Genomic DNA, 19298 nt, shown 5'->3' on the forward strand with positions numbered 1-19298 from the left:
CCCCATATTGCCGCTAATTGCCTCGAAGCGGCCTGAGAGGACAGATACGAGCAGGATATTGCGATATGGATACCAGACTACCGGCGCTGATAGAACCGGAAATCGTCGGGTCGTGGTGAAATCAGTTGTGCCGTCAAGGTCGGCGTCGCGGCGGGGCTCTCCGGAGTCGCAGCCGGGCTCTCCGGAATCACTCCGGAGTCGGCGCGGCCGGGGTTCGGTGGGAAGGCCGAAGCGAGGTGCGTTCAGGCCAGTCGGCGGCCGGCGGCGACGGCGACGAAGCCCGCGAGCGCGACGAGGACGATGGAGCCGCCGGCGGCGAGCCCGTAGAGGTACGCGACGGTGACGCCGGCGAGGCCGGCGAGTTCGCCCGCGAGAACGCCGTACAGGAGCGACTGCTTGAAGCTCCGCCCGAGCCGGGAGGCGGTGACGACGGGGATGACGAGCAGCGCCGCGACGAGGATGACGCCCATGATTCGCATCGCGCTGACGACGACGAACGCGGTGAGAATCGACAGGAGCATGTTGACGGCGCGGACGTGGAGCCGCGAGGCGCGGGCGGCCGTCTCGTCGAACGTGACGTAGACGAGCGGCCGGTAGGCGACCGCGACCGAGCCGACGACGACGAGCCCCATCGTGACGAGGAGGCCCACGTCGGCCCGCGAGACGGTCGCCAGCGAGCCGAACAGATACTGGTTGATGCCGACCGAGATGCCGCCGCCGGTCAGCGAGATGAGCACGCTCCCGAGGGCGAAGCCGCCGGTCAGAACCATCGCCAGCGCGGCGTCGCTCCGGGCGTCGGTGTACTCGATGAGCGCCTGCACGACGAGCGCCGCGACGACGGCGACGACGAGTGCGCCGAGGAGCGGCGGGACCGCGAGGCCGAGCGTCGCGTCGAGAAAGAGCGCGAGCGTGACCCCCGCGAAGGCGGTGTGGGCGAGCGTGTCCCCGACCATCGAGAGGTCGCGATAGACGAGGAACGACCCGACGAGCGGGCCGACGACGCCGATGCAGAGCACCGAGAGGTACGCCCGCTGCATGTAGGGATAGCCGAGGAAGTCGAGGCCGGTGACGCCGGCGAGCCACGAGAACGCGCCGCCGACGACCGCCGTCAGGAACCAGTCGAAGAGTCCCGTGAGCGCGTCGGTCACGAGGAGCGGCGCGAGGGAGTCGGCCGCGGAGAACTCGACCGCGAGGAGGTCGGTCGCCGCGAGCGCGACGGGGCCGGTCACGACTCGTCCTCCGGTTCGGCGTGGGCGTGGCCGTGACCGTGGTCGTGGTCGAGCACGCGCTGGTTCGCGCCGTAGGCCGCGGCGAGGGCGTCGCTGTCGGCGAAGTCGTCGGGGTCGCCGTGGAAGTACAGCCGCTTGTTGAGACAGGCGATTCGGGACGCGCGGGTCGTGACGACGCCGATGTCGTGTTCGACGAGGACGACCGTCATCCCCTGTTCGTTCAGGTCGCCGAGGAGGTCGTAGAACGCCTCGCGGGACTCGGCGTCGAGGGCGACCGTCGGCTCGTCGAGCGCGAGCAGGTCGGCTTCGGCCGCGAGCGCCCGGGCGACGAAGACCCGCTGGCGCTGGCCGCCGGAGAGCGCTCCGACCCGGCGGTCAGCGAGGTCCGCGATATCGACGCGGTCGAGCGCCGCGGCGACCGCCTCGCGGTCGGCGGCCGAGAAGCGGCCGAACAGGTTCCGCGGGTAGCGCCCCATCCGAACGACTTCGCGGACGGTGACGGGCATGTCGCGGGCCGCGTCCGTCGCGTCCTGTGCGACGTAGGCGACGCGCTCGCCGTCGGAGAACTCGTGGGCGGGGCGGTCGAACAGCCGCACCTCGCCTCGGGTCGGGCGTTGGAGGCCGAGCATCAGCGTCAGGAGCGTGCTCTTTCCCGACCCGTTCGGGCCGACGAGCCCGAGGAACTCGCCTTCGGGCACGTCGAGCGAAACCCCGTCCACGACCGGGACATCGCCGTACGAAAAGGTCACGTCGCTGAGCGAGACGGCCGTCATTGCGCGCCGAGCGCCGTCCGGAGCGACGGGAGGTTCACCTCGCGCATGATGTCCACGTACCCCCAGTCGTTTTCCTCCCACTCAGTCATTACGCCGGGAAGCGGCGTGAGCGGGAGCACGTTTTCGGCGTCCGTCTCGGAGACGAGTTGCTGCGCGGCGCGGTCGGACTCCAGCGGGTCGGCGAGGACGTGTCGGATACCGTGTTCCTCGATGGTCGCCTGCGCCCGCTCGATGTCCCGCGGCGACGGCTCCTCGTCGGGCGAGATGCCGGTGAGCGCGACGATGTCGAGGTCGTAGCGGTCGGCCAGGTAGCCGTAGGCGTCGTGGCTGGCGACGAGAAGCACGTCGCGCTCGCGGTCCGCGAGGCCGTCTTCGAATGCGGCGTCGAGTTCCGAGAGCGTCTCGCGGTAGGACTCGGCGTTCGCGGCGTAGGCGTCGGCGTTCGCGGCATCGACCGACTGGAAGGCGTCGCGGAGCGTCTCGGTCGCGGTGGCGACCCGCGTGGGGTCCAGCCAGAAGTGCGGGTCGAGTTCGCCGTGGTCGTGCGTCTCCGACTCCTCGGCGTGCTCGTCGTCGTGGTGTTCGGTCTCCTCGTGGTGTTCGGTCTCGTTGGTGTGGTCCGTCTCGTTGGCGTGCGTCTCCTCCTCGTGGTGTTCCGTCTCGTCGTGTGACTCGTCGTCGTGGACGTGCCCGTCCGCGCCGATTTCGTGGAGTTCCACGTCGGCAGAAGCGTCGACTTCGGAGACACCCGAGTCGTCGGCTTCGAGCGAGGTGCGGATGTCGTCGGCCCACGGCTGAAAACCGGGCATTCCGTGGACGAACAGGTCGGATTCGAGCACCCGACCCTGCACGTCCGGGCCGGGCTCCCAGCCGTGGCCGTGCTGGCCGATGGGGACGAGCGTCTCGACGGACGCGGCGTCGCCAGCGACGTGGCGCGCCACGTCCCCGAAGACGAAAAAGGAAGCCGTCGCCGTCGTCTCCGGGGCGGCGGGTGAGTCGGTCGAACCAGCCGAATCGGACGAGTCATCACCGCCGAGACAACCCGCGAGGCCGACGGCGGCGCTTCCGGCGACTGTCGCGAGGAACCTGCGTCGGGTCTTCGTTGGCATGTTATTAGAAAATTGCTTAGAGATAATAAGTTCTGCTATTCTATATTGCTATGTTATTAGTTTGTGCTGGTGACGGAGTCGCCGGTGAGCGCCGCTGTTCGTGGTGGTGAGCGGAACGTCGATAAGAGAGAATGCGCAGACTGCGAGGCGAGCGACCACCCGCGGACCGGCGTCAATCCGCGGTCGGGGCGGCCCCACTAGACGGCCCGCGTCTGTACTTCCGGATGGCCGCGACGATGAGCGGCGTGCCGACGACGGTCGGCCAGAGCCACGCGGCGACGGTCGGGAGGAAGTCGAAGTTGACCGACGAGAAGGCGGTGACGGTGGCGATGTAGCCGCCGCCCATGCGGCCGATGTGCTCGAAGAACCACTCGCGCGACGCGGCGCGCTCGCGGCGGAAGGTGACGAGGTCGCGGACGCCGAAGCCGGTACCCGCCGCGCCGAACACGAGCATCACGGCGGCGAAACCGTCACCGGCGAGAAACCGGAGCGCGCCCATGGCGAGGAGACCGACGCCGGCGGCGGTGAGCAGGCCGACCGCGACCCAGTCGAGCGGTTCCGGCCCGTCGGTCGGGCGCTTCCGCGAGAGGACGCGGTCGCCCGAGAAGACGAAGTAGTAGCTGAACACGGCGACGAGCGCGAGGAACGTCCGCCCGCGGGTCGGCGCGAGGGCGAACAACGCGAGCGACGTGACCGCGACGACGGTCATCCCCGCGACGTAAATCCGCCCCGCTCGCCGGTGGCGACGACCGCCTTTCGTCGTGACTATCGCGCCGAAGCCGGCGAACAGCGCCGCGAACCCCGCGAGGATGTGGACGCCGAGCGTCGCGTCCTCGACGAGCGTCATCGGGGAACTCCGAGAGCTGTGGCCGGGCGCGGATGCTGGGTTCGATGTGACGGGACGCGGACGCTGAACGGGTTCGGCATGGAATCGAGTCGTTCGAGAAGCGATATAAATCTACTGAGTAAGTACTTACTTGGAGACGGGTGGGAGTGCGACGGGGGTGAAACCGTCGTGTCGAGCGCGTCTGCTCGGGGCGTAGTCGTCTGAAAAATCGAGGTCGGCGTCTGCCAGCTGTGACCGGCAGTCGCGTCTCGATGTTACTGCCGGACGACGTTCGCCGCGCGGGGGCCCTTGGGCGAGGACTCGATGTCGAACTCGACTTCGGTGCCTTCGGTGAGGTCGTCGCCGCCGACATCTTCCATGTGGAAGAACACGTCTTCGTCGTCGTCGAGGTCGCCGTCGTCAGTAGAGATGAAACCGTAGCCGCCAGTGTCGTTGAAGAAATCAACTTTGCCGTGTGCCATTACGTACAAATCGAGGGTCGTCCGACGGATAACACTTCTGAGAGTCAAGGTACCACGACCCTTCGACAGGCGTTCGTCCACTCCATACGGCCGATTCGGCGGAGATGCGCCGGACCGAAAGGTGGTCGGCGGAAGTAGACGGTCGGGGGCGCGCTCACGCGACGACCAACAGCGAGTCGATGTACGCCGACAGCGACGCCCGGAGGTCGTCCCCGACGCCCTCCATCCCGAGCGCGAGGGCAAAGCCGGTGTAACCGTCGGTCGCCGAGAGGACGAACGCGGCCGTTCCTTCGGGGTCGACCTCGCGGAAGACGCCCTGTTCGACGCCGTCGCGGACGATGTCGGCGATGACGCCGAGGGTGTGGCGCTCCATCCTGAGCAGGGGTTCGCGGAGCGTCTCGTTGTGCGGCGCGTGCGAGAGGAGTTCCATGACGGCGATGTTGACGCCGGCGGCGGCCGCGTCGCCCTCGTCGACGAGGAGGATGTCGCAGACCGCTCGCAGTCGCGCTTCGGGGCCCTCGGCGTCGATGTCGTCAAGGCTCCGCGCGAGGTAGTCCTCGGAGGTTTCGAGGAACGCGACTATCATCTCGTCTTTCGAGTCGTAGTAGTAGTACAGTCCCGCCTCGCTCTTGTCGCTCTCCGCGGCCACCTTCTTCGTCGTCAGCCGAGCGTAGCCGTGCTCGGCGAGCGCCGCGCGGACCGCGTTCGCAATCTGTGCTTTCTGCTCGGGCGGCACGGAGTCGGCGGGCATGGTGAGTGAGTGTTCGCTCGCTCGACTACTTGTGCCCGTTGCTCCGGGGGTGAAACGCGGGACGCGGGACGCGACCGCGGACTCACTCCGCCGCCCCGTCGCGTGCACCCGCGACCAACTCCCCGAGCGCCCGGCGCTTGATGAGCGCGAAGCCGGCGAAGATGGAGACGAAGCCGAGCGCGGTCACGGCGTCGATGAGCTGGCCGAGGAAGGCCCAACTGAGAAGCGTCGCGGAGACGGGTTCGAGGTAGCCGATGAGGTTTATCTGCGTCGGACCGAAGCGACCGAGCAGTTCGAAGTAGATGAGGAACGCGCCCGCGCCGCTGACGACGGCAAGGTAGAGCAGGGAGCCGACGGCGACGCCGGACCACTCGATGGTCGCGAGCGACTCGCCGGTGGCGACGCCTGCGACAGACAGGAGCGCGGCCCCGAACAGCATCGCCCACGCCTGAAGGGTCCGCGCGGGGATGTCCGAGGAGAAGGGGCGCGTCAGGACGGCACCGAGGGCGAAACACGCCGAGGCGACGAGGACGGTGGCGACGCCGACCACGTCGCTGGAGAGGAGCGCGCTCGGGTCCGGTCGGGCGACGAGGCCGACACCCAGAAAGCCGAAGCCGAAGCCGAGGACGCCGAGCGGGGAGATGCGGTCACCGAGGATACCCGTCGCGAACAGCGCGGTCAGGACCGGCCCGAGGCTGATGACGATGGCCGCCACCGCCCCGGGGACGTGCTCCTGTCCGAGGTAGAGAAACGCGTGGTGCGCGCCGATGAGGAGGCCGCCGGAGACGCCGACGAGCGTCCAGTCGGTCCGGCTGTGCGGCCGCCAGTAGTCGGTCGAGACGGCGGCGTAGCCGAGGACGATGAGCCCCGCGAGGAAGAACCGAAGCGCCGCGAACTGGAGCGGCGGGAAGTACGCGAGGCCGACTTCGATTGCGACGAACGAACTCCCCCAGAGCAGTCCCAGCAGGACGAACAGCCCGGCGGCGACCCGGCCGTTCACCGACACCACGCTCCGCTCGACGGGCGGCGGCGCGGCTCCGGCGAACTCGGCCGCTCCGTCGGTTCCGCCGTCCGTTTCAGCCGCGTCGACCGTTCCGTCTCCGCCGACCCGGATTCGAGACGCCCGCGTTCGGTTGCAGTAATATCCAGCACGTGAGCGTATCGTTACCACACAATCGATAATAGTCGTTTTGTTCGGTTCGAATTTCGAACCGCTCGCAGCTTACAGCGAGCCGCGGAGGACCTTCGCCGCGGTCAAAATCGGGTCCCAGACGGGGCTGAACGGCGGCGCGTAGCCGAGGTCGAGACGCTCCACCTCGGCGACGGTCAACTCGGCGGCGAGCGCGGTCGCCACGGTGTCGATTCTGACGGCGGCGCGGTCGGCCCCGACGATGGTCCCGCCGAGCAGTCTGCCGGTGTCGCGGTCGGCGACGAGCGTGACGGTCGTCTCGGCGGAGCCGGGGTAGTAGCCCGACCGCGAGCCGGCGGTGATGGTCTCCGAGACGGGGTCGAAGCCCGCATCGCGCGCCTCGTCGAAGTCGGTCACGCCGGCGCGGCCGCATTCGAGGTCGAACGCCTTCACGACCGAAGTGTTCGCGACGGTTCCGATGGGTTCGGGGTCGCCGGCGACGGTCTGGCCGATGGCGCGCCCGGCGCGGTTCGCGGGCAGACCGAGCGTGTTCCACGTCGGCTCGCCGGTGACGACGTGGTCGATTTCGGCGCAGTCGCCCGCGGCGTAGACGCGCTCGGCACTCGTCCGCCCGTAGTCGTCGACCGCGATAGCGCCCGTCTCACCGAGGTCGACCGCGTCGGCGACGAGGTCCGAGTTGGGGCGGAGACCGATACCGACCATCGCCGCGTCGACCGCGAGTTCGTCGCCCTCGCAGACGACGGCCTCGACCCGGCCCGCGTCGTCGCCGCGGAGTCGCTCCACCGACGCGCCGAGGTGGAGCGTGACGCCGTGGGTTTCGAGATGTTCCTCGACCCGCTCGCCCACGGCGTCGCCGAAGGAGCTGAGGACGTGCCCGGACCGCTGGAACAGGTGGACATCGAGGCCGTGGACGGTGAACGCCTCCGCCATCTCGACGCCGACGAAGCCGCCGCCGACGATGGCGACCGACTCGGGCAGGTCCATCGCGCCGAAGCGGGCCGCGCGCGCCTCGTCGACGAACCCGCCGCCCCCGAGGTCGGCCACCGAGGCCTCGTCCGGGTCGGTGAGGAACGACCGAATGGCCGCCGCGTCGTCCAGTCCGTGGAGCGTGAACGCGCCGTCGAGGTCGGTGCCGTTTATCGGTTCTCGGAGCGCCCGCGCGCCGGTGGCGACGAGCAGGTCGCCGTAGGGCTGTTCGAACGTCCCGTCCGGGCCCTCGACCGTGACGACCCGCTCGTCGGTGTCGACGGCGACGACCTCGTGTTCGCGCCGGAGGTCGATGCCGCGGTCGGCGGCCGCCTCGGGCGACAGCGAGAGCATGTCGGTGAGCGTGTCGACCTCGCCTTTGACGAAGTAGGGCGTCCCACAGTGGGCGTAGGAAACCCAGCGGCCCTTCTCGAAGACGACGACCTCGCGGTCGGTGTCGGCGCGGGCGAACTTGCTCGCGGCGGAGAGTCCGGCGGCGTCGCCCCCGACGACGACGAATGGTTCGGCAGACATCGTAGGAGAGTGGTACGCCCGCCGACACGTAATTTCCCCGGCCGGACGGGGCGGGCGCACGGACGCGCCGGCGACGGTCGAGAGCGTGCTGAAGACGGAGGTACCGGCCCGTCAGTGGCCGACGCCGCCGCGCTCGGCCGCGAGCGTCCCGAGCACCCACGCGCTCACGTCGGGCGTCTCGCGCGCGGCGAACTCGGTGGTCGCGTACTGCGCGAGCGCGTTTCGCGCGGCCCGAGGGTCGCCGTCCTTGTAGTAGTCGTCGCGGAAGTAGCCGTCTCCGCGGTCGACCATGTGGGCGATATCGACCAGCGCGCGCCGCGTCAGGTGCGGGTTCGACCCGTCCGAGCGGGCGGCTTCGAGGGCTTCGAGCGCGCCGAGTTTCGCGTCCCTGACCGCGGCCGCGGACTCGACCGACTCGTACCGGCCTCGCTTGACCGCCGTGACGGCGTCCTCGAACGCCCGTCGGTGCGTCTCGGCGGTGTGGGCTCCCACGAGCGCGGTGGCGAAGCGGTCGCTTCGGAGGCCCTCACGGGCGTCTCGAAGCCCGCGTTCGACTTCGACGAACGTCTCCACCAGCAGGTCCTTGGCCGGCGTGGATTCGAGTTGTTCGAGGTCGAACCCCTCGCCCGCGACGACGGCTTCGAGCCCTCTCTCCTCGGGATACTCGGCCCGGCGGTCCTCGGTGACGCCGCCGAGCGAGGACGCGGTCGACGCGAACGCGTCGGTGAAGTCTATCGGGTCGGCAATCGACGCCAGATAGCGGTCGCGGACGTGGCGCGCGCCGTCGAGCGACGCTCGCGCCGACTCGACCGCGTCGAGCAGTTCACCGACTCGCGGGGCGCTGTCGGCGTAGCGGCCGTACTCGTCGGCGTTGTCGAGAGACCGGACCGCCCCCGCGACGAGGTTCTCGACGGCCTCGTACACGACGAGCGCCCGGTCGGGGTCGTCACCGAGGTAGCGCGTGGCGCGCTGGAACGACTCGATATCCGCGCGGACCGATTCGGCCTCGTCGCGCACGTCGGCCTCGGTGAGGTCACCGACCGCGGCGTCGTAGGTTCCCTTCGCCATCGCCGCGGCCCCGCGAGCGTAGCGCAGTCCCTGAAGCGTCTCGAAGGGTGACTCGTCGGTGTCCGAGGGGGCGAGGGCGGCGGTAGCGCCTGCGTACGCTTCGGCGTAGACGTTGCGGACGCCCTCGTTCGGGACTTCCTCGGGAGACATCGTCTCGGGGCAGGAATCGAGGAGCTCGCGGGCGCGGCCGCGGCTCTGTTCGAGGTACGACTCCGCGATGGGGGCCGGGACGCGGGCCGGGAACGCTGGCGACCCGAGTTCCATGACCTCCCGGAGCGCCGCCGGGTCGAGCGTCGGGTCATCGGAGTCAGATTCGCCCGCGTCGAGGGCGGTACAGCCCGCGAGTCCGGCGACCCCGACTCCGGCGAGCGAGGCGAGCACGTCGCGTCGCGTTCGGGACATCTCAGGCGTCCTCCGTCTCGGTTCGGAGCGACGACGGGATGCGGCAACTGCTTCCGCCGCCGTGGCCCCAGCTCGACTCGCCCTGCGACGAGTAGGGCAGTCGGACCAGCGAGGCGACGACGTGGCGGTCGTCCACGGAGCACTCGACCGACGCGGGCCGGAGCGGGCGACAGAAGTCGAGGTCGACGACGCTGTCCGGCGGGTGCGTGACGTACAGCAGTTTCACCCGGTGGCAGGCGTCCACGCGGTGCTGGGTGATGACAAGCGTCTGTTCGTCGAAATCCGTCTCGTCGATGAACGCGCGGGCCTCGTCGACGCCGTCGGGTTCGGCCGCGAAGGTCACGTCCCCGCGTTCCTCGTCGGTGGTGACGAGGAAGTCGTCGAGATACGACGACTCCGTCTGTTCGTCGTCGCGGGCGGCGTCCCGGAAGATGCCGCTCTCGGCGTCGTTTCGAAGATGGAGCTGGTCGTAGTCGGAAACGAGCGTGTCCGGGGAGGGACCGGACGGCACGTCCGAACTGGAACTGGAACCGGAGCCCTCGCCGGAACATCCGGCGAGCGCGGCGACGAGCGATGCGCCGCCGGCGCGGAGGACCTGTCTGCGGGTCGGCAGGGACATCTGTCGGTTCCCCAACCGAACGCCGGCGGTATGTGTTTTCCGATGCACTGGGTCGCCGCCGGCCGAACCGCGGGACATTTCCCCGACGGTCGCCACGTCTCGACCGACAGATGCGCGAGGACGAGTTGGCGACGCGGGTGGTCGAGCACTTCCGGGCGGCCTTCGACGACGTGGAGATTCACCTCGAAGAGCCGTACGACCACTACGGGAACCGCGGCGTCGCCGACGTGTACGTCCGGGTGCGGACGCCCGAGCCGGTGGACTACCTCATCGAACTCAAGGCCGACGCCGCCGTCCGCCACGCCACCGGCGCGAACGAGATACTCCGCCAGTACCGCCGCATGGAGCGCTACTTCTACAAGGACGACGAGCACGCCATCCGGACGAAACTCGGCCGCGAGGGGCCGGGCGTCCACGCGCTGTTGCTGTTCGCGCCGACGAAACGCTGCGTCGAACACGTCCGGGAACACGCCGCCCTGTACGAGTCGGTCGACCCCGAGGCGACCGTCGAAGGCGTCGAGGCCGCCCGCAAAGTGGCCTTTCTGACGAACCTCGACCGCGCGCCCGAAGGCGAACTCGGTTTTCTGTCGCTCAACGGGCCGCTCGCGTTCGACTCGGTCGCCTTCCGCGAGGCCGTCCCGTCGGGGTCGCGGCTCGCGGACGCCCTCTGGGGCGACGACTAGCGGACACGCTCATACACCCCCCGTTCGTAGGGGCTGGCATGGGAACGATTCGAGAGTCGGTTCGAATCCCGTTGGGGGACCTCCGTCAGCAGGTCGCTGACAGCTTCGGCGTCGCGGCGTCGCTCGTCGAGATACACGGCATCCGGCTCGAGGACGGGGCAATCGAAGTCGACGCGAGCTATCCCGACGGCGAGGACGTGCCGGTCGTCGAACTGTTCGTCACCGACCCCGCCGGGAACACCGAGTCCTACGTCACCGAGTTGGACGGCGCGAAGAACCTCCTCATCGCCGGCGAGGACGTGCTCGTCGAACTCGTGGACTACGACCCCGAGCGCGGCGAGGTGTTCGTCTCGGTGAAACACCGACAGGACGGCGAGATGGTGACAGTCCTCGGCTGCGGCGAGAAGTGGGTGATTCCGGTCGAGCGCGACGGCGTCGAGGAGTCCATCCGCTGTCGGATTCAGAGCGCCGTCGGGCCGACGGACGAGGAGTCCTGACGACGAAGCCGCCCCCGAGCTACCCCTCGTATTCGACGTAGGAGACGCAGTAGCCCTCGGGAGCGACTTCGCCCGCGACGATGGCGCACGCGCCCACGCCGTCCCCGTTTCTGTCCTCGATGTAGTACCGACAGGTCGAACACTGCCGGCCCTCGCTCGGTTCGTCCTGATACGAGACGGCCTCCTGCGACGAGAGGCTGTCGGGGTTGCGCTGCGTGCCGTCGAGCGAGGTGGCCGTCGCGTACGCCTCGGGGACGCCCCCGGTCGAACCCGACGACTGCGTCGTCGTCGCGGTCGTCTCGGCCGGCTCGGCCCCGCCGCCACCGCCGCCGGAACAGCCGGCCAATCCCGCCATCGCGGCGGTCCCGGCGAGCCAGATGAACCGTCGTCGGGTGCGGTCGGAATCGCCGGCGTCGCGGGCGTCTCGGCTCCGCATCGGTCGGGCCGGTCGCTCGCTCGCGTCTCTGCGTGGCGTCCGCTCGTCGTCTCCCATGCCAATCTCTGACGCGCGGCGTCGGCAAAACCCAGCCAGCCGTTTCTCGTGTGGCAAGAATTGCGGACGCGTTGATACTGTCACGCCACTAAGTAACACGGATGCGCGAATCTGGCAGGGACGGACCGGAAAAGACGGAGACGGTCAGCCTCCCGCGTCTCACTCGTCGGGCCGAATCCGGGCGAGTCGCATCGCGTTGCCCGTCACGCCCATGGTCATCCCGGCGTCGCCCGCGAGGACCGCGAGCGCGACCGAGACGTAGCCGAAGGGCACGCCGACCGCGAGGACGGCCTTGATGGCGAGCGACGCCCAGATGTTCTGCCGGATGACGCCGTTGGCCCGGTGGGACAGTTCGTAGAGGTACGGGAGCTTCGAGAGGTCGTCGGCCATGAGGGCGATATCGGCCGTTTCGAGGGCGGTGTCGGTTCCGGCCGCGCCCATGGCGACGCCGACCGTGGCGGTGGCGAGCGCCGGGGCGTCGTTGATGCCGTCACCGACCATGGCGACCGAGCCGTACTCGTCGAGCAGTCCCTCGACGGCGGCGACTTTGTCCTCCGGGAGGAGGCCCGCGCGGAAGTCGTCGACGCCGACCTGCTCGGCGATGGCGCGGGCGGTCCCCTCGTTGTCGCCGGTGAGCATGACGACCGAGAGGCCGGCTTCGCGGAGCTTTGCGACCGTCTCGCGGGCGTCGGGCCGGACCTCGTCGGCGACGGCGACGACGCCTTCGAGGTCGTCTTCGGTCCCGACGACGACGACCGTCTTGCCCTCGGACTGGAGGCGCGGAATCGTGTCCTCGACGAGGTTGAGACAGCCGTGGCGGTCACAGAGCTGTCGGACCTCCGCGGAGAGCGCCTCGCCGGGGCCGGTGACGTGGACGTGTTCGAGGTCGAAGCCGAGCTCCTCGAAGAAGCCGGGTTTGCCGGCGAAGTGCGGGACGCCGTCGAGGTCGGCGCGGACGCCCTTGCCGGTGACGCTCTCGAAGTCGTCGACCTCGCGGGCCGCGACGCCCGTGCCCTCGGCGTGGGAGACGATGGCCTCGCCGATGGGGTGTTCGCTCCGGGCTTCGAGGCCGCGGGCGCACCGCAGCACGTCCGCCTCGGAGTTGCCGTTGAGCGGGACCACGTCGGTGACGGTGAGTTCGCCCTTCGTGAGCGTGCCCGTCTTGTCCACGGCGACGGCCTCGACCGAGCCCATCGCTTCGAGGTGCGTGCCGCCCTTGATGAGCACGCCGTTTTTCGCGGCCGACGTGATGCCCGAGACGACCGAGACGGGCGTCGAGATGACGAACGCGCAGGGGCAGGCGAGCACGAGCATCGTGATGCCGTAGACGAACCACGTCACCCAGTCGAGGCCGAACGCGATGGGCGGAATCGCCGCGACCGCGACCGCGACGACGACCATGAGGGGCGTGTAGTACGACGAGAAGCGCTCGACGAACTGCTCGCGTTCGGTCTTGTTGGCCTGCGCGTCTTCGACCATCGAGACGATGCGCGAGAGGGTGTCGTCGCCCGCGGCGGAGTCGACGCGGACTTCGAGGTAGCCCGCCTCGTTGACCGTGCCCGCGAACACCTCGTCGCCGTCGGCCTTATCGACCGGGACGGACTCGCCGGTGATGGGGGCCTGATTGACCGCGCTGTCGCCTTCGACCACCGTCCCGTCGACGGGAACCTTCTCGCCGGGTTTGACGGCGACCACGTCGCCGACGACGAGTTCCTCGACGGGGACGACCGTCTCGACGCCGTCGCGGAGGACCGTCGCCTCGTCGGGCGAGAGGTCCATCAGTTCGCGGAGGGAGTCGCGCGTGCGGTCCATCGAGTAGCGTTCGAGCAGTTCGGAGACGCTAAAGAGGAACGCGAGCGTCGCCGCCTCGAAGTAGAGGCTCGTCGGCCCGGAGATGAGGCTGGCGGCCACGGCGCTGAGAATCGCCGTCGACATCAGGAAGTCGATGTCGAGACTGCGGTTCTTCGCGGAGTAGTAGCCGTTGCGGAGGATGGCCTGCCCGCCGACCGCGGCCCCGAGGACGTACAGCAGTTCGGCGGCCGTGAACGAGACGCCGAGGACGCTGGCGACGACGAGTTCCAACCCGAGCAGGTACTCAACCGTGATGCCCGCCGCGAGGAAGCCGCCGCTCACCCACGTTTTCGCCGCGCGCGTGCTGCGCCAGACGCTCCCGCGGTCCGCGCCGGTGGTCCCGCCGTGGGAGTGAGAGTGGCCGTGGCCGTCGTCGCCGTCGACGGCGTCAGCGACGTCGGTCCCGACGACTTCGTAGCCCGCGCCCTCGATGGCCGAGACGACCGCATCGAGGTCCGCGTCGGCCGCGAGCGTGACGACGGCGGTCCCGGTCGTCGGGCGCGTCTCGTACGACAGCACGCCCGGCGCGCCGCGGAGCGCGTGTTCGACCTTCCCGGCGCAGGAGGCGCAGTCCATGTCGGGGACGGAAAACGACACCTCGCGCGTCGAGGGGCCGTCTTCGACGGCGTAGCCCGCGCCCTCGACGTTACCCCGGATGTCGTCGGGCGTGGTCCGGTCGGGGTCGTACTCGACGACGAGTCGGCCGGTCGTCGCCCGCGGGTCGATATCACCGACGCCGTCGAGTTTCCGGACGCTCGTTTCGACCTTGCTCGCACAGGACGCGCAGTCCATGTCCGGGACGCTGAATTCCGCGCGGACCGCACCGGCGGATTCGCCGGCCGAGTCGCCGGGCTCCGTCTCGCCGGGCACTCCCGACGCCGACGCGCCCCCGACCTCGCAGGCGTCGTCGCACCCGCAGTTGTCGCCGCCCTGCGGGTCCGTGGACGCGTCCGCCCCGTCACCGGGGCCGGGGTCGCGTCCGTCGTGTTCGCTCATACTCGGCAGTAGTCAGCGACCGGTTAATAATTCACCTGTTAGAAAACGGGGGTTAGATATTGTAACTTCACAAATTGAAGCCAGTTAGTTAATAATCAGAGGAACGGCGGGTTCGCGGTCGGCAGCGAGATGAGCCACAGGCTGAGAATCGTGTAGAGAATCATCACCGCGACGAAGGGGAACTGGCTCCGGACGGCTTGCAGTCTGCTGGGGAAGGTTCGGTAGGCCTGCGAGTGCGCCACCCACACCGCGAGCAGGTGGCCGAGGAGGACGAACGCGACGTTCAGGCCGCCGAACCACGCGGGGAGCGTGAGCACGACCGGGTTCGCCGGCGACGACAGCGGCGACGACAGCGCGTGGACGAGCATCGGTGACAGCGAGACGAAGAAGCCGACGTAGTGCGCGAGGTGGTAGCCCGCGGCGATAGCGAGCAACGAGGGCGCGAATGTGACCGCGAGGTCGAGCGGCGTCTCGAAGGTGTCGATGCGGCGGGCGGTCACCCGCGCGGCGAGGACGTAGAGACCGAGGAAGACCCCGAAGCCGCCGAGGTAGAGCAGTCCGTAGACGAAAAGCGGCGGGAGGCCGACGCCCGCGAGCCACCGGACGGCCGCCGCGCCCTGTTCGGTCGTGACGAAACCGCTGAAGGTGAGTTCCCAGACGAGGACGACCGCGACGGCCACGTCACCGAGGTCGGTCAGGTCGTCGTCGGTGACGAGTCGCATCCCCGGCAGGCGGAACGAGAGGCCGTCGTCGTCGAGGCGAACCGGCGCGACCCGGCCGTAGAACTGGAGGAAGACGGAGACGGGGTCGACCTTGTCGAACCACGCGTCCGCGCCGACGGCGACCGCGCCGGCGAGCGTGACGACCGAGTAGGCGACGAGCGCGGTCGCGAGGACCGAGGGCCGGGTCGTGACGGCGGTCGCGGTCTCGACCCAGACGAGCGCGAGAATCCCCGCCACCGCGGGCCAGCGACCGAGTCGCTCGGGGTACGAGACGAAGCCGTTCGGAACCGCCGAGACGACGGTTCGCCACGGGTTCAGCGCGCGCCACGTATCAGCGACGAGATACGAGAGCATCGTGTAGCCGGCGCGGAGCCCCGCGAAGACGACGATGACGGCGAAGTTGACGGTCGGGACCTGCGGGCCGGTGTAGCCGAGGGAGACCGCGAGCGCGAGGACCGCGAGGCCGAGGACGCCGCCCGCGACTCGGAGCGCGCGCAGGAGTCCGTCCGAGACGCCCGCATCGGGACCGGTCTGCCACAGGTGGACGCGCTCGATGAATCGGCGGTCGGTGACGAAACTGGCGAGGAGCGCGGAGGCTCCGACGGTCGCGCCGCCGGTGGCGAGATAGAGCCACCGCGGGACCGCGAGGTTGTCCTGCGACGCGCCCGCGAGTCCGACCGCGGCGTTGCTCGCGGCCGCCGGGTCCGCGAGGAGCGACAGAAGACTCGCCAGCAGGAGACCGAGACCGAATCGTCTGAGGGAGATGGGTCGGAGTCGGGTCATGATGCGAAGACGATGAACAGCATGAGGAAGCCGAAGTACAGCAGCACGATGACGCCGAGCGCACGGACGCGGAACGACTTGAGTGCCGCTTCCTCCTCGTGGTACGCCTCGCGGTACGCCTCGACTTCTTCGGCGTCGAGGTCGTCGGGGTGTCTCGCACCCCGGTGGAGGACCAGTAGTCGCTCGGTCGGGTACGCCTCGCCGCACGCTGTGCAGGTGTGGCGGTCGCGCGTCGCGTCTGTGTCCGTGGTCATCCGAGAGTCACCGAGAGTTCGGGGTTGTTGGCTTCTGAACGTTTCCATCGCGCCGTCCGCGTCGGGGTGCCCCGGTCGCCCGACGGGGGGTGAAGCGGCGACGAAGCGACACCTCAGACCTCGAACCGCATCGGCTCGAACGCCATGAACGCCGTCTCGTAGCCGTCGTGGCGGGCCACCTGCGGCGGCACGTCAACCGAGAGCGTCAGCGCGTCGCCGGATTCGACGGCCTCGACGCCCGTGCCGTAGTGGTAGCTGAGGTCGGGGTCGAGCGTCCGGGCGAGTCGCGCGCCGTCGAGGGTCGTCGTCCCGTCGCGTTCGAGCGTGGCCCGAACGCCCATCATCGGCAGGACGAACTCGTTGTGCGGCGTCCGCGCCGAGACGTAGAGGTACGCGCCGTCGACGCCGAACCGGGAGCCGTCGTCGACGGCGAAGGCGTCGAACAGGGCGTCGGCGCTCGTCTGCCGGCCGAGGTGGCGACCGGGGAGGTCGCTGACGGCGGGGGCTTTGCCGGTCGGGACGCCCATCATCTCCATCGCCGGGACCGCGCCGCGCGACCCGGCCTCGTCGCCGAGGCGGCGCAGTTCCACGTCGTAGAGGTCGTCCGTGTCGAACGCGAACTCGAACGTCGCCGTCTCGGCCGACTCGAACCGCCCGGCGAACGAGCCGGTTCGGGAAAGCGAGGTGCCGCCGACGTGCACGCGGGCCTCGTAGTCGCCCTCGCCGTCGAGGACGTAGTTCGAGCCGTAGTGCATCCCCATCTGCTGGGAGAGCATCGGGTAGGCGACCTCCTCGCTCACGAGGTCGCCGTCGCGGAGAATCTCGATGGAGACGCCGGCGTCCAGCGGGAGGACGGTCCCCGTCTCGGCGTCCCACAGCGACGCCATGAGGTGAATCGAGTCGTCGGCCTCGACGACGGTCTTCCCGAGGTCGGAGCCGGCGGCGGTCCAGAAGCGATGAGGGTACGAGTAGGTGAGCGCGACGCCGTACGGGCCGGCGGTCGTCTTCCCGTACATCTTCATCCCTTCGGTGACGGCGGGCAGGTAGACCGCGTCCGGGCGGTCGTCGACGAGCGGCGGGTCGCGCCACGCCGACTGCTGTTCGAAGCCGCCGAGACAGCCCGCGGTGGCGGCGAGTGCGCCGATGCCGAGTGTCTTGAGTGCGTCTCGTCGTTTCATGGTGTCTCGATGGCGTCTCGCCGGCTCGTGGTGGGCATGGGTACGATGTCGTGCGTCTCGGGAAGCGGGGAGTCACCCGTGCTAGCGGCCCAGTGGCAATGTCGGTTGCGCTTCCGCGTCGGGTTTCGAGGGGTGGTGCCGTCGTTATCAACTCCCGGATTACCGCACCACGTTTATATTTTCGCTCGCGCTCCGTTCGGATGATGAACGACTCGCCGCTCGACGGTCTCGACGCCCGCGCCATCGCGCTGGCGTATCTCGGCTTCGGGACCGCGGGCATCCTCGGCGGCGAGCTACTCCTGTCGGCCACGCTGGGTGCGCCCCCGGCCCCCGAGGCCGAACTCGTCAAGGGACTCGCGTTCGTCGCCGTCTCCACCGCGTTCGTCTGGGCGCTCGTCTCCCGGAAGAACCGTCGTATCGAGCGCCAGCAGGCGTCGGTTCGGTCGTCGCTGGACCAGCTTCGGACCGTGGTCGCCGCGTCGCCGGTGCCGATTATCGCGGCCACGCCCGAGGGGCGCGTGACGAGGTGGAACGACGCCGCCACGGAGACGTTCGGCTGGGGGCGCGAGGAGGTGCTCGGCGGACCGCTCCCCTACGACGCGGGCGCGGACAGCGAGGATAGCGAGGAGATTATCCGGCGAACCATCGCAGAAAACGGCCTCTCGGACGTTCAAGTCGAGCGACAGCCGGCGGACGGCGACCTCCGCGAGTTTCGGCTTTCGACGGCGGTCGTCCGCGACGCCGACGGCGAGGTGGCCGAAGTCGTCGGCGTCTTCGTCGACGTGACAGAACAGCAGCGGCGGGAGCGCCGCCTCCGCGAGTTCGAGCAGGCCGTCGAGCAGGCGGGCCACGCGATTTACCTTACCACGCCGGACGGGGAGATTACGTACGTCAACCCGGCGTTCGAGGAGACGACGGGCTACGACGCCGCGGAGGTCATCGGTGAACCGGCGTCGATACTCAGTTCGGGCGAGATGCCGGAGACGTACTACGAGCGACTGTGGCGCGCCCTCCAGTCCGGCGAGACGTGGCAAGAGCGAATCATCGACCGACGGAAGAGCGGCGAGCTCTACACCGCGATACAGACCATCGCGCCCATCGAGAGCAACGGCGACATCGACGGCTACGTCGCCATCCAGTCCGACGTCACCGAGTCGGAGGTGACCAGACAGCGACTCGGCGTCCTCAACCGGATGTTCCGGCACAACCTCCGAAACCGGATGAACGTCATCGAGGGCTACGCGGAGCTGATTCGCCAGAACGAGGCCACGGACACCGACGAGGAACTCGCCGAGGCCGCCGAGGCCATCGTCGAGGCGGCGGACGACCTCGCGTCGCTCTCCGAGAAGGCGCAGACGGTCTCGGACGCCCTCGAATCCGAGGGAACGCCGCGGCGCGTCTCGGCGCTCGTCGAAGACGCCGTGTCGAGGGCCGAATCGACGTACCCGGAGGCGGCGGTGCGGACGGACATCGAGACGGGGCTCTACGCGCGAGTCGACAGCCGCGTCGGCGCGGCGCTCGACGAGCTAATCGCGAACGCGCTCAAACACGGCGGCGAAACGGTCCGTATCGACGTGCGCCGAACCGAAGCCGACGACTCGAAACTCGTCGTGCGCGTCGACGACGACGGGCCGGGAATCCCCGACGAGGAGTGGCGAGTCATCAAGCGCGGCGAGGAGACGCCGCTCGAACACGGGACCGGGATGGGCCTGTGGCTGGTCCACTGGGTCGTCAAGAAAGCGGGCGGGAGCATGGAGTTGGAACCGTCTTCCCTCGGGGGGACGGCCGTGACGCTGAAGCTTCCAATCGGGTCGGAGCGGCCGCGGACGTGGTTTTCGACCGACGAGTGACCACACCAGCGCCCTAGTATTGCAGTTCGAGAACAATTCAACGGCGAGTTTCGAGCGGCGAACCCGTCGAACGAAGCGGCCG

18 protein-coding genes are annotated in these 19298 nt (G+C 69.3%); 3 read left to right on the forward strand and 15 right to left on the reverse strand.

Translation table 11 applies throughout. The annotated features are described in order from the left end of the window. Positions 1–242: 242 nt before the first annotated feature. From DVK03_RS16610 to DVK03_RS16655, 10 genes are all read right to left on the reverse strand, one after another. Positions 243–1229: a metal ABC transporter permease gene (locus tag DVK03_RS16610; protein WP_115803797.1), complete on the reverse strand. Its 987-nt coding sequence runs from the start codon at positions 1227–1229 to the stop codon at positions 243–245. Beyond that, positions 1226–2002: a metal ABC transporter ATP-binding protein gene (locus DVK03_RS16615; protein WP_115803798.1), complete on the reverse strand. Its 777-nt coding sequence runs from the start codon at positions 2000–2002 to the stop codon at positions 1226–1228. The genes DVK03_RS16610 and DVK03_RS16615 overlap by 4 nt, the downstream gene beginning before the upstream one ends. Beyond that, positions 1999–3111, reverse strand: coding sequence for a metal ABC transporter substrate-binding protein (locus tag DVK03_RS16620; protein ID WP_115803799.1), 1113 nt, complete (start codon positions 3109–3111; stop codon positions 1999–2001). The genes DVK03_RS16615 and DVK03_RS16620 overlap by 4 nt, the downstream gene beginning before the upstream one ends. A 172-nt stretch (positions 3112–3283) precedes the next feature. Then, positions 3284–3958: a hypothetical protein gene (locus DVK03_RS16625; protein WP_115803800.1), complete on the reverse strand. Its 675-nt coding sequence runs from the start codon at positions 3956–3958 to the stop codon at positions 3284–3286. A gap of 254 nt (positions 3959–4212) precedes the next feature. Further along, complete coding sequence (locus tag DVK03_RS16630) at positions 4213–4419, reverse strand: cold-shock protein (RefSeq protein ID WP_004040969.1); 207 nt, start codon at positions 4417–4419, stop codon at positions 4213–4215. A 154-nt stretch (positions 4420–4573) separates the two neighbouring features. After that, entirely contained in the window at positions 4574–5170 is a 597-nt protein-coding gene (locus DVK03_RS16635) for a TetR/AcrR family transcriptional regulator (RefSeq protein WP_006601011.1), read from the reverse strand. Positions 5171–5252: 82 nt separating this feature from the next. Continuing rightward, positions 5253–6176 (reverse strand): DMT family transporter, encoded by a 924-nt coding sequence (locus DVK03_RS16640; RefSeq protein ID WP_004064762.1) that lies wholly within the window; start codon positions 6174–6176, stop codon positions 5253–5255. 216 nt (positions 6177–6392) lie between these two features. Further along, positions 6393–7820, reverse strand: a complete 1428-nt coding sequence (locus DVK03_RS16645) for an FAD-dependent oxidoreductase (protein ID WP_115803801.1) — start codon at positions 7818–7820, stop codon at positions 6393–6395. 111 nt (positions 7821–7931) lie between these two features. Beyond that, positions 7932–9290 carry a hypothetical protein gene (locus tag DVK03_RS16650; protein WP_115803802.1) on the reverse strand — a complete coding sequence of 453 codons (1359 nt, stop codon included), beginning with the start codon at positions 9288–9290 and terminating at the stop codon, positions 7932–7934. A gap of 1 nt (position 9291) precedes the next feature. After that, positions 9292–9909, reverse strand: coding sequence for a hypothetical protein (locus DVK03_RS16655; RefSeq protein WP_115803803.1), 618 nt, complete (start codon positions 9907–9909; stop codon positions 9292–9294). Between the two features lie 110 nt (positions 9910–10019). Between DVK03_RS16655 and DVK03_RS16660 the strand changes: the two genes are divergently transcribed. Together DVK03_RS16660 and DVK03_RS16665 are read left to right on the forward strand one after the other, a co-directional pair. Next, positions 10020–10592 carry a hypothetical protein gene (locus DVK03_RS16660; RefSeq protein WP_004064755.1) on the forward strand — a complete coding sequence of 191 codons (573 nt, stop codon included), beginning with the start codon at positions 10020–10022 and terminating at the stop codon, positions 10590–10592. A 38-nt stretch (positions 10593–10630) separates the two neighbouring features. Continuing rightward, positions 10631–11089 carry a hypothetical protein gene (locus DVK03_RS16665; RefSeq protein WP_115803804.1) on the forward strand — a complete coding sequence of 153 codons (459 nt, stop codon included), beginning with the start codon at positions 10631–10633 and terminating at the stop codon, positions 11087–11089. Positions 11090–11108: 19 nt separating this feature from the next. Here the strand turns inward: DVK03_RS16665 and DVK03_RS16670 are convergent, their stop codons facing one another. The 5 genes from DVK03_RS16670 to DVK03_RS16690 all read right to left on the reverse strand — a co-directional run bounded on the left by DVK03_RS16670 (position 11109) and on the right by DVK03_RS16690 (position 17366). Next, positions 11109–11582: a high-potential iron-sulfur protein gene (locus tag DVK03_RS16670; protein WP_199506017.1), complete on the reverse strand. Its 474-nt coding sequence runs from the start codon at positions 11580–11582 to the stop codon at positions 11109–11111. A gap of 159 nt (positions 11583–11741) precedes the next feature. Continuing rightward, on the reverse strand, positions 11742–14429 hold the full coding sequence (locus DVK03_RS16675; protein WP_115803805.1) for a heavy metal translocating P-type ATPase: 2688 nt from the start codon (positions 14427–14429) through the stop codon (positions 11742–11744). Between the two features lie 95 nt (positions 14430–14524). Beyond that, positions 14525–15934: a hypothetical protein gene (locus DVK03_RS16680; protein ID WP_115803806.1), complete on the reverse strand. Its 1410-nt coding sequence runs from the start codon at positions 15932–15934 to the stop codon at positions 14525–14527. Then, entirely contained in the window at positions 15931–16188 is a 258-nt protein-coding gene (locus DVK03_RS16685; RefSeq protein ID WP_115803807.1) for a DNA-binding protein, read from the reverse strand. The genes DVK03_RS16680 and DVK03_RS16685 overlap by 4 nt, the downstream gene beginning before the upstream one ends. A gap of 113 nt (positions 16189–16301) precedes the next feature. Beyond that, complete coding sequence (locus DVK03_RS16690; protein WP_115803808.1) at positions 16302–17366, reverse strand: iron transporter; 1065 nt, start codon at positions 17364–17366, stop codon at positions 16302–16304. Between the two features lie 200 nt (positions 17367–17566). Between DVK03_RS16690 and DVK03_RS16700 the strand changes: the two genes are divergently transcribed. Next, positions 17567–19216 (forward strand): PAS domain-containing sensor histidine kinase, encoded by a 1650-nt coding sequence (locus DVK03_RS16700; protein WP_115803809.1) that lies wholly within the window; start codon positions 17567–17569, stop codon positions 19214–19216. Positions 19217–19298: the final 82 nt, after the last annotated feature.

It is taken from the genome of Haloferax sp. Atlit-109R (assembly GCF_003665865.1).
GTDB classification, from domain to species: domain Archaea; phylum Halobacteriota; class Halobacteria; order Halobacteriales; family Haloferacaceae; genus Haloferax; species Haloferax volcanii.

What these genes read in the sequence shown, in the direction of transcription:
- DVK03_RS16630 (WP_004040969.1), bottom strand. Translation starts at nt 4,419, where the DNA reads ATGGCACACGGCAAAGTTGATTTCTTCAACGACACTGGCGGCTACGGT.
- DVK03_RS16670 (WP_199506017.1), bottom strand. Translation starts at nt 11,582, where the DNA reads ATGGGAGACGACGAGCGGACGCCACGCAGAGACGCGAGCGAGCGACCG.
- DVK03_RS16665 (WP_115803804.1), top strand. Translation starts at nt 10,631, where the DNA reads ATGGGAACGATTCGAGAGTCGGTTCGAATCCCGTTGGGGGACCTCCGT.
- DVK03_RS16655 (WP_115803803.1), bottom strand. Translation starts at nt 9,909, where the DNA reads ATGTCCCTGCCGACCCGCAGACAGGTCCTCCGCGCCGGCGGCGCATCG.
- DVK03_RS16615 (WP_115803798.1), bottom strand. Translation starts at nt 2,002, where the DNA reads ATGACGGCCGTCTCGCTCAGCGACGTGACCTTTTCGTACGGCGATGTC.
- DVK03_RS16685 (WP_115803807.1), bottom strand. Translation starts at nt 16,188, where the DNA reads ATGACCACGGACACAGACGCGACGCGCGACCGCCACACCTGCACAGCG.
- DVK03_RS16620 (WP_115803799.1), bottom strand. Translation starts at nt 3,111, where the DNA reads ATGCCAACGAAGACCCGACGCAGGTTCCTCGCGACAGTCGCCGGAAGC.
- DVK03_RS16660 (WP_004064755.1), top strand. Translation starts at nt 10,020, where the DNA reads ATGCGCGAGGACGAGTTGGCGACGCGGGTGGTCGAGCACTTCCGGGCG.
- DVK03_RS16690 (WP_115803808.1), bottom strand. Translation starts at nt 17,366, where the DNA reads ATGAAACGACGAGACGCACTCAAGACACTCGGCATCGGCGCACTCGCC.
- DVK03_RS16675 (WP_115803805.1), bottom strand. Translation starts at nt 14,429, where the DNA reads ATGAGCGAACACGACGGACGCGACCCCGGCCCCGGTGACGGGGCGGAC.
- DVK03_RS16650 (WP_115803802.1), bottom strand. Translation starts at nt 9,290, where the DNA reads ATGTCCCGAACGCGACGCGACGTGCTCGCCTCGCTCGCCGGAGTCGGG.
- DVK03_RS16700 (WP_115803809.1), top strand. Translation starts at nt 17,567, where the DNA reads ATGATGAACGACTCGCCGCTCGACGGTCTCGACGCCCGCGCCATCGCG.
- DVK03_RS16625 (WP_115803800.1), bottom strand. Translation starts at nt 3,958, where the DNA reads ATGACGCTCGTCGAGGACGCGACGCTCGGCGTCCACATCCTCGCGGGG.
- DVK03_RS16635 (WP_006601011.1), bottom strand. Translation starts at nt 5,170, where the DNA reads ATGCCCGCCGACTCCGTGCCGCCCGAGCAGAAAGCACAGATTGCGAAC.
- DVK03_RS16645 (WP_115803801.1), bottom strand. Translation starts at nt 7,820, where the DNA reads ATGTCTGCCGAACCATTCGTCGTCGTCGGGGGCGACGCCGCCGGACTC.
- DVK03_RS16680 (WP_115803806.1), bottom strand. Translation starts at nt 15,934, where the DNA reads ATGACCCGACTCCGACCCATCTCCCTCAGACGATTCGGTCTCGGTCTC.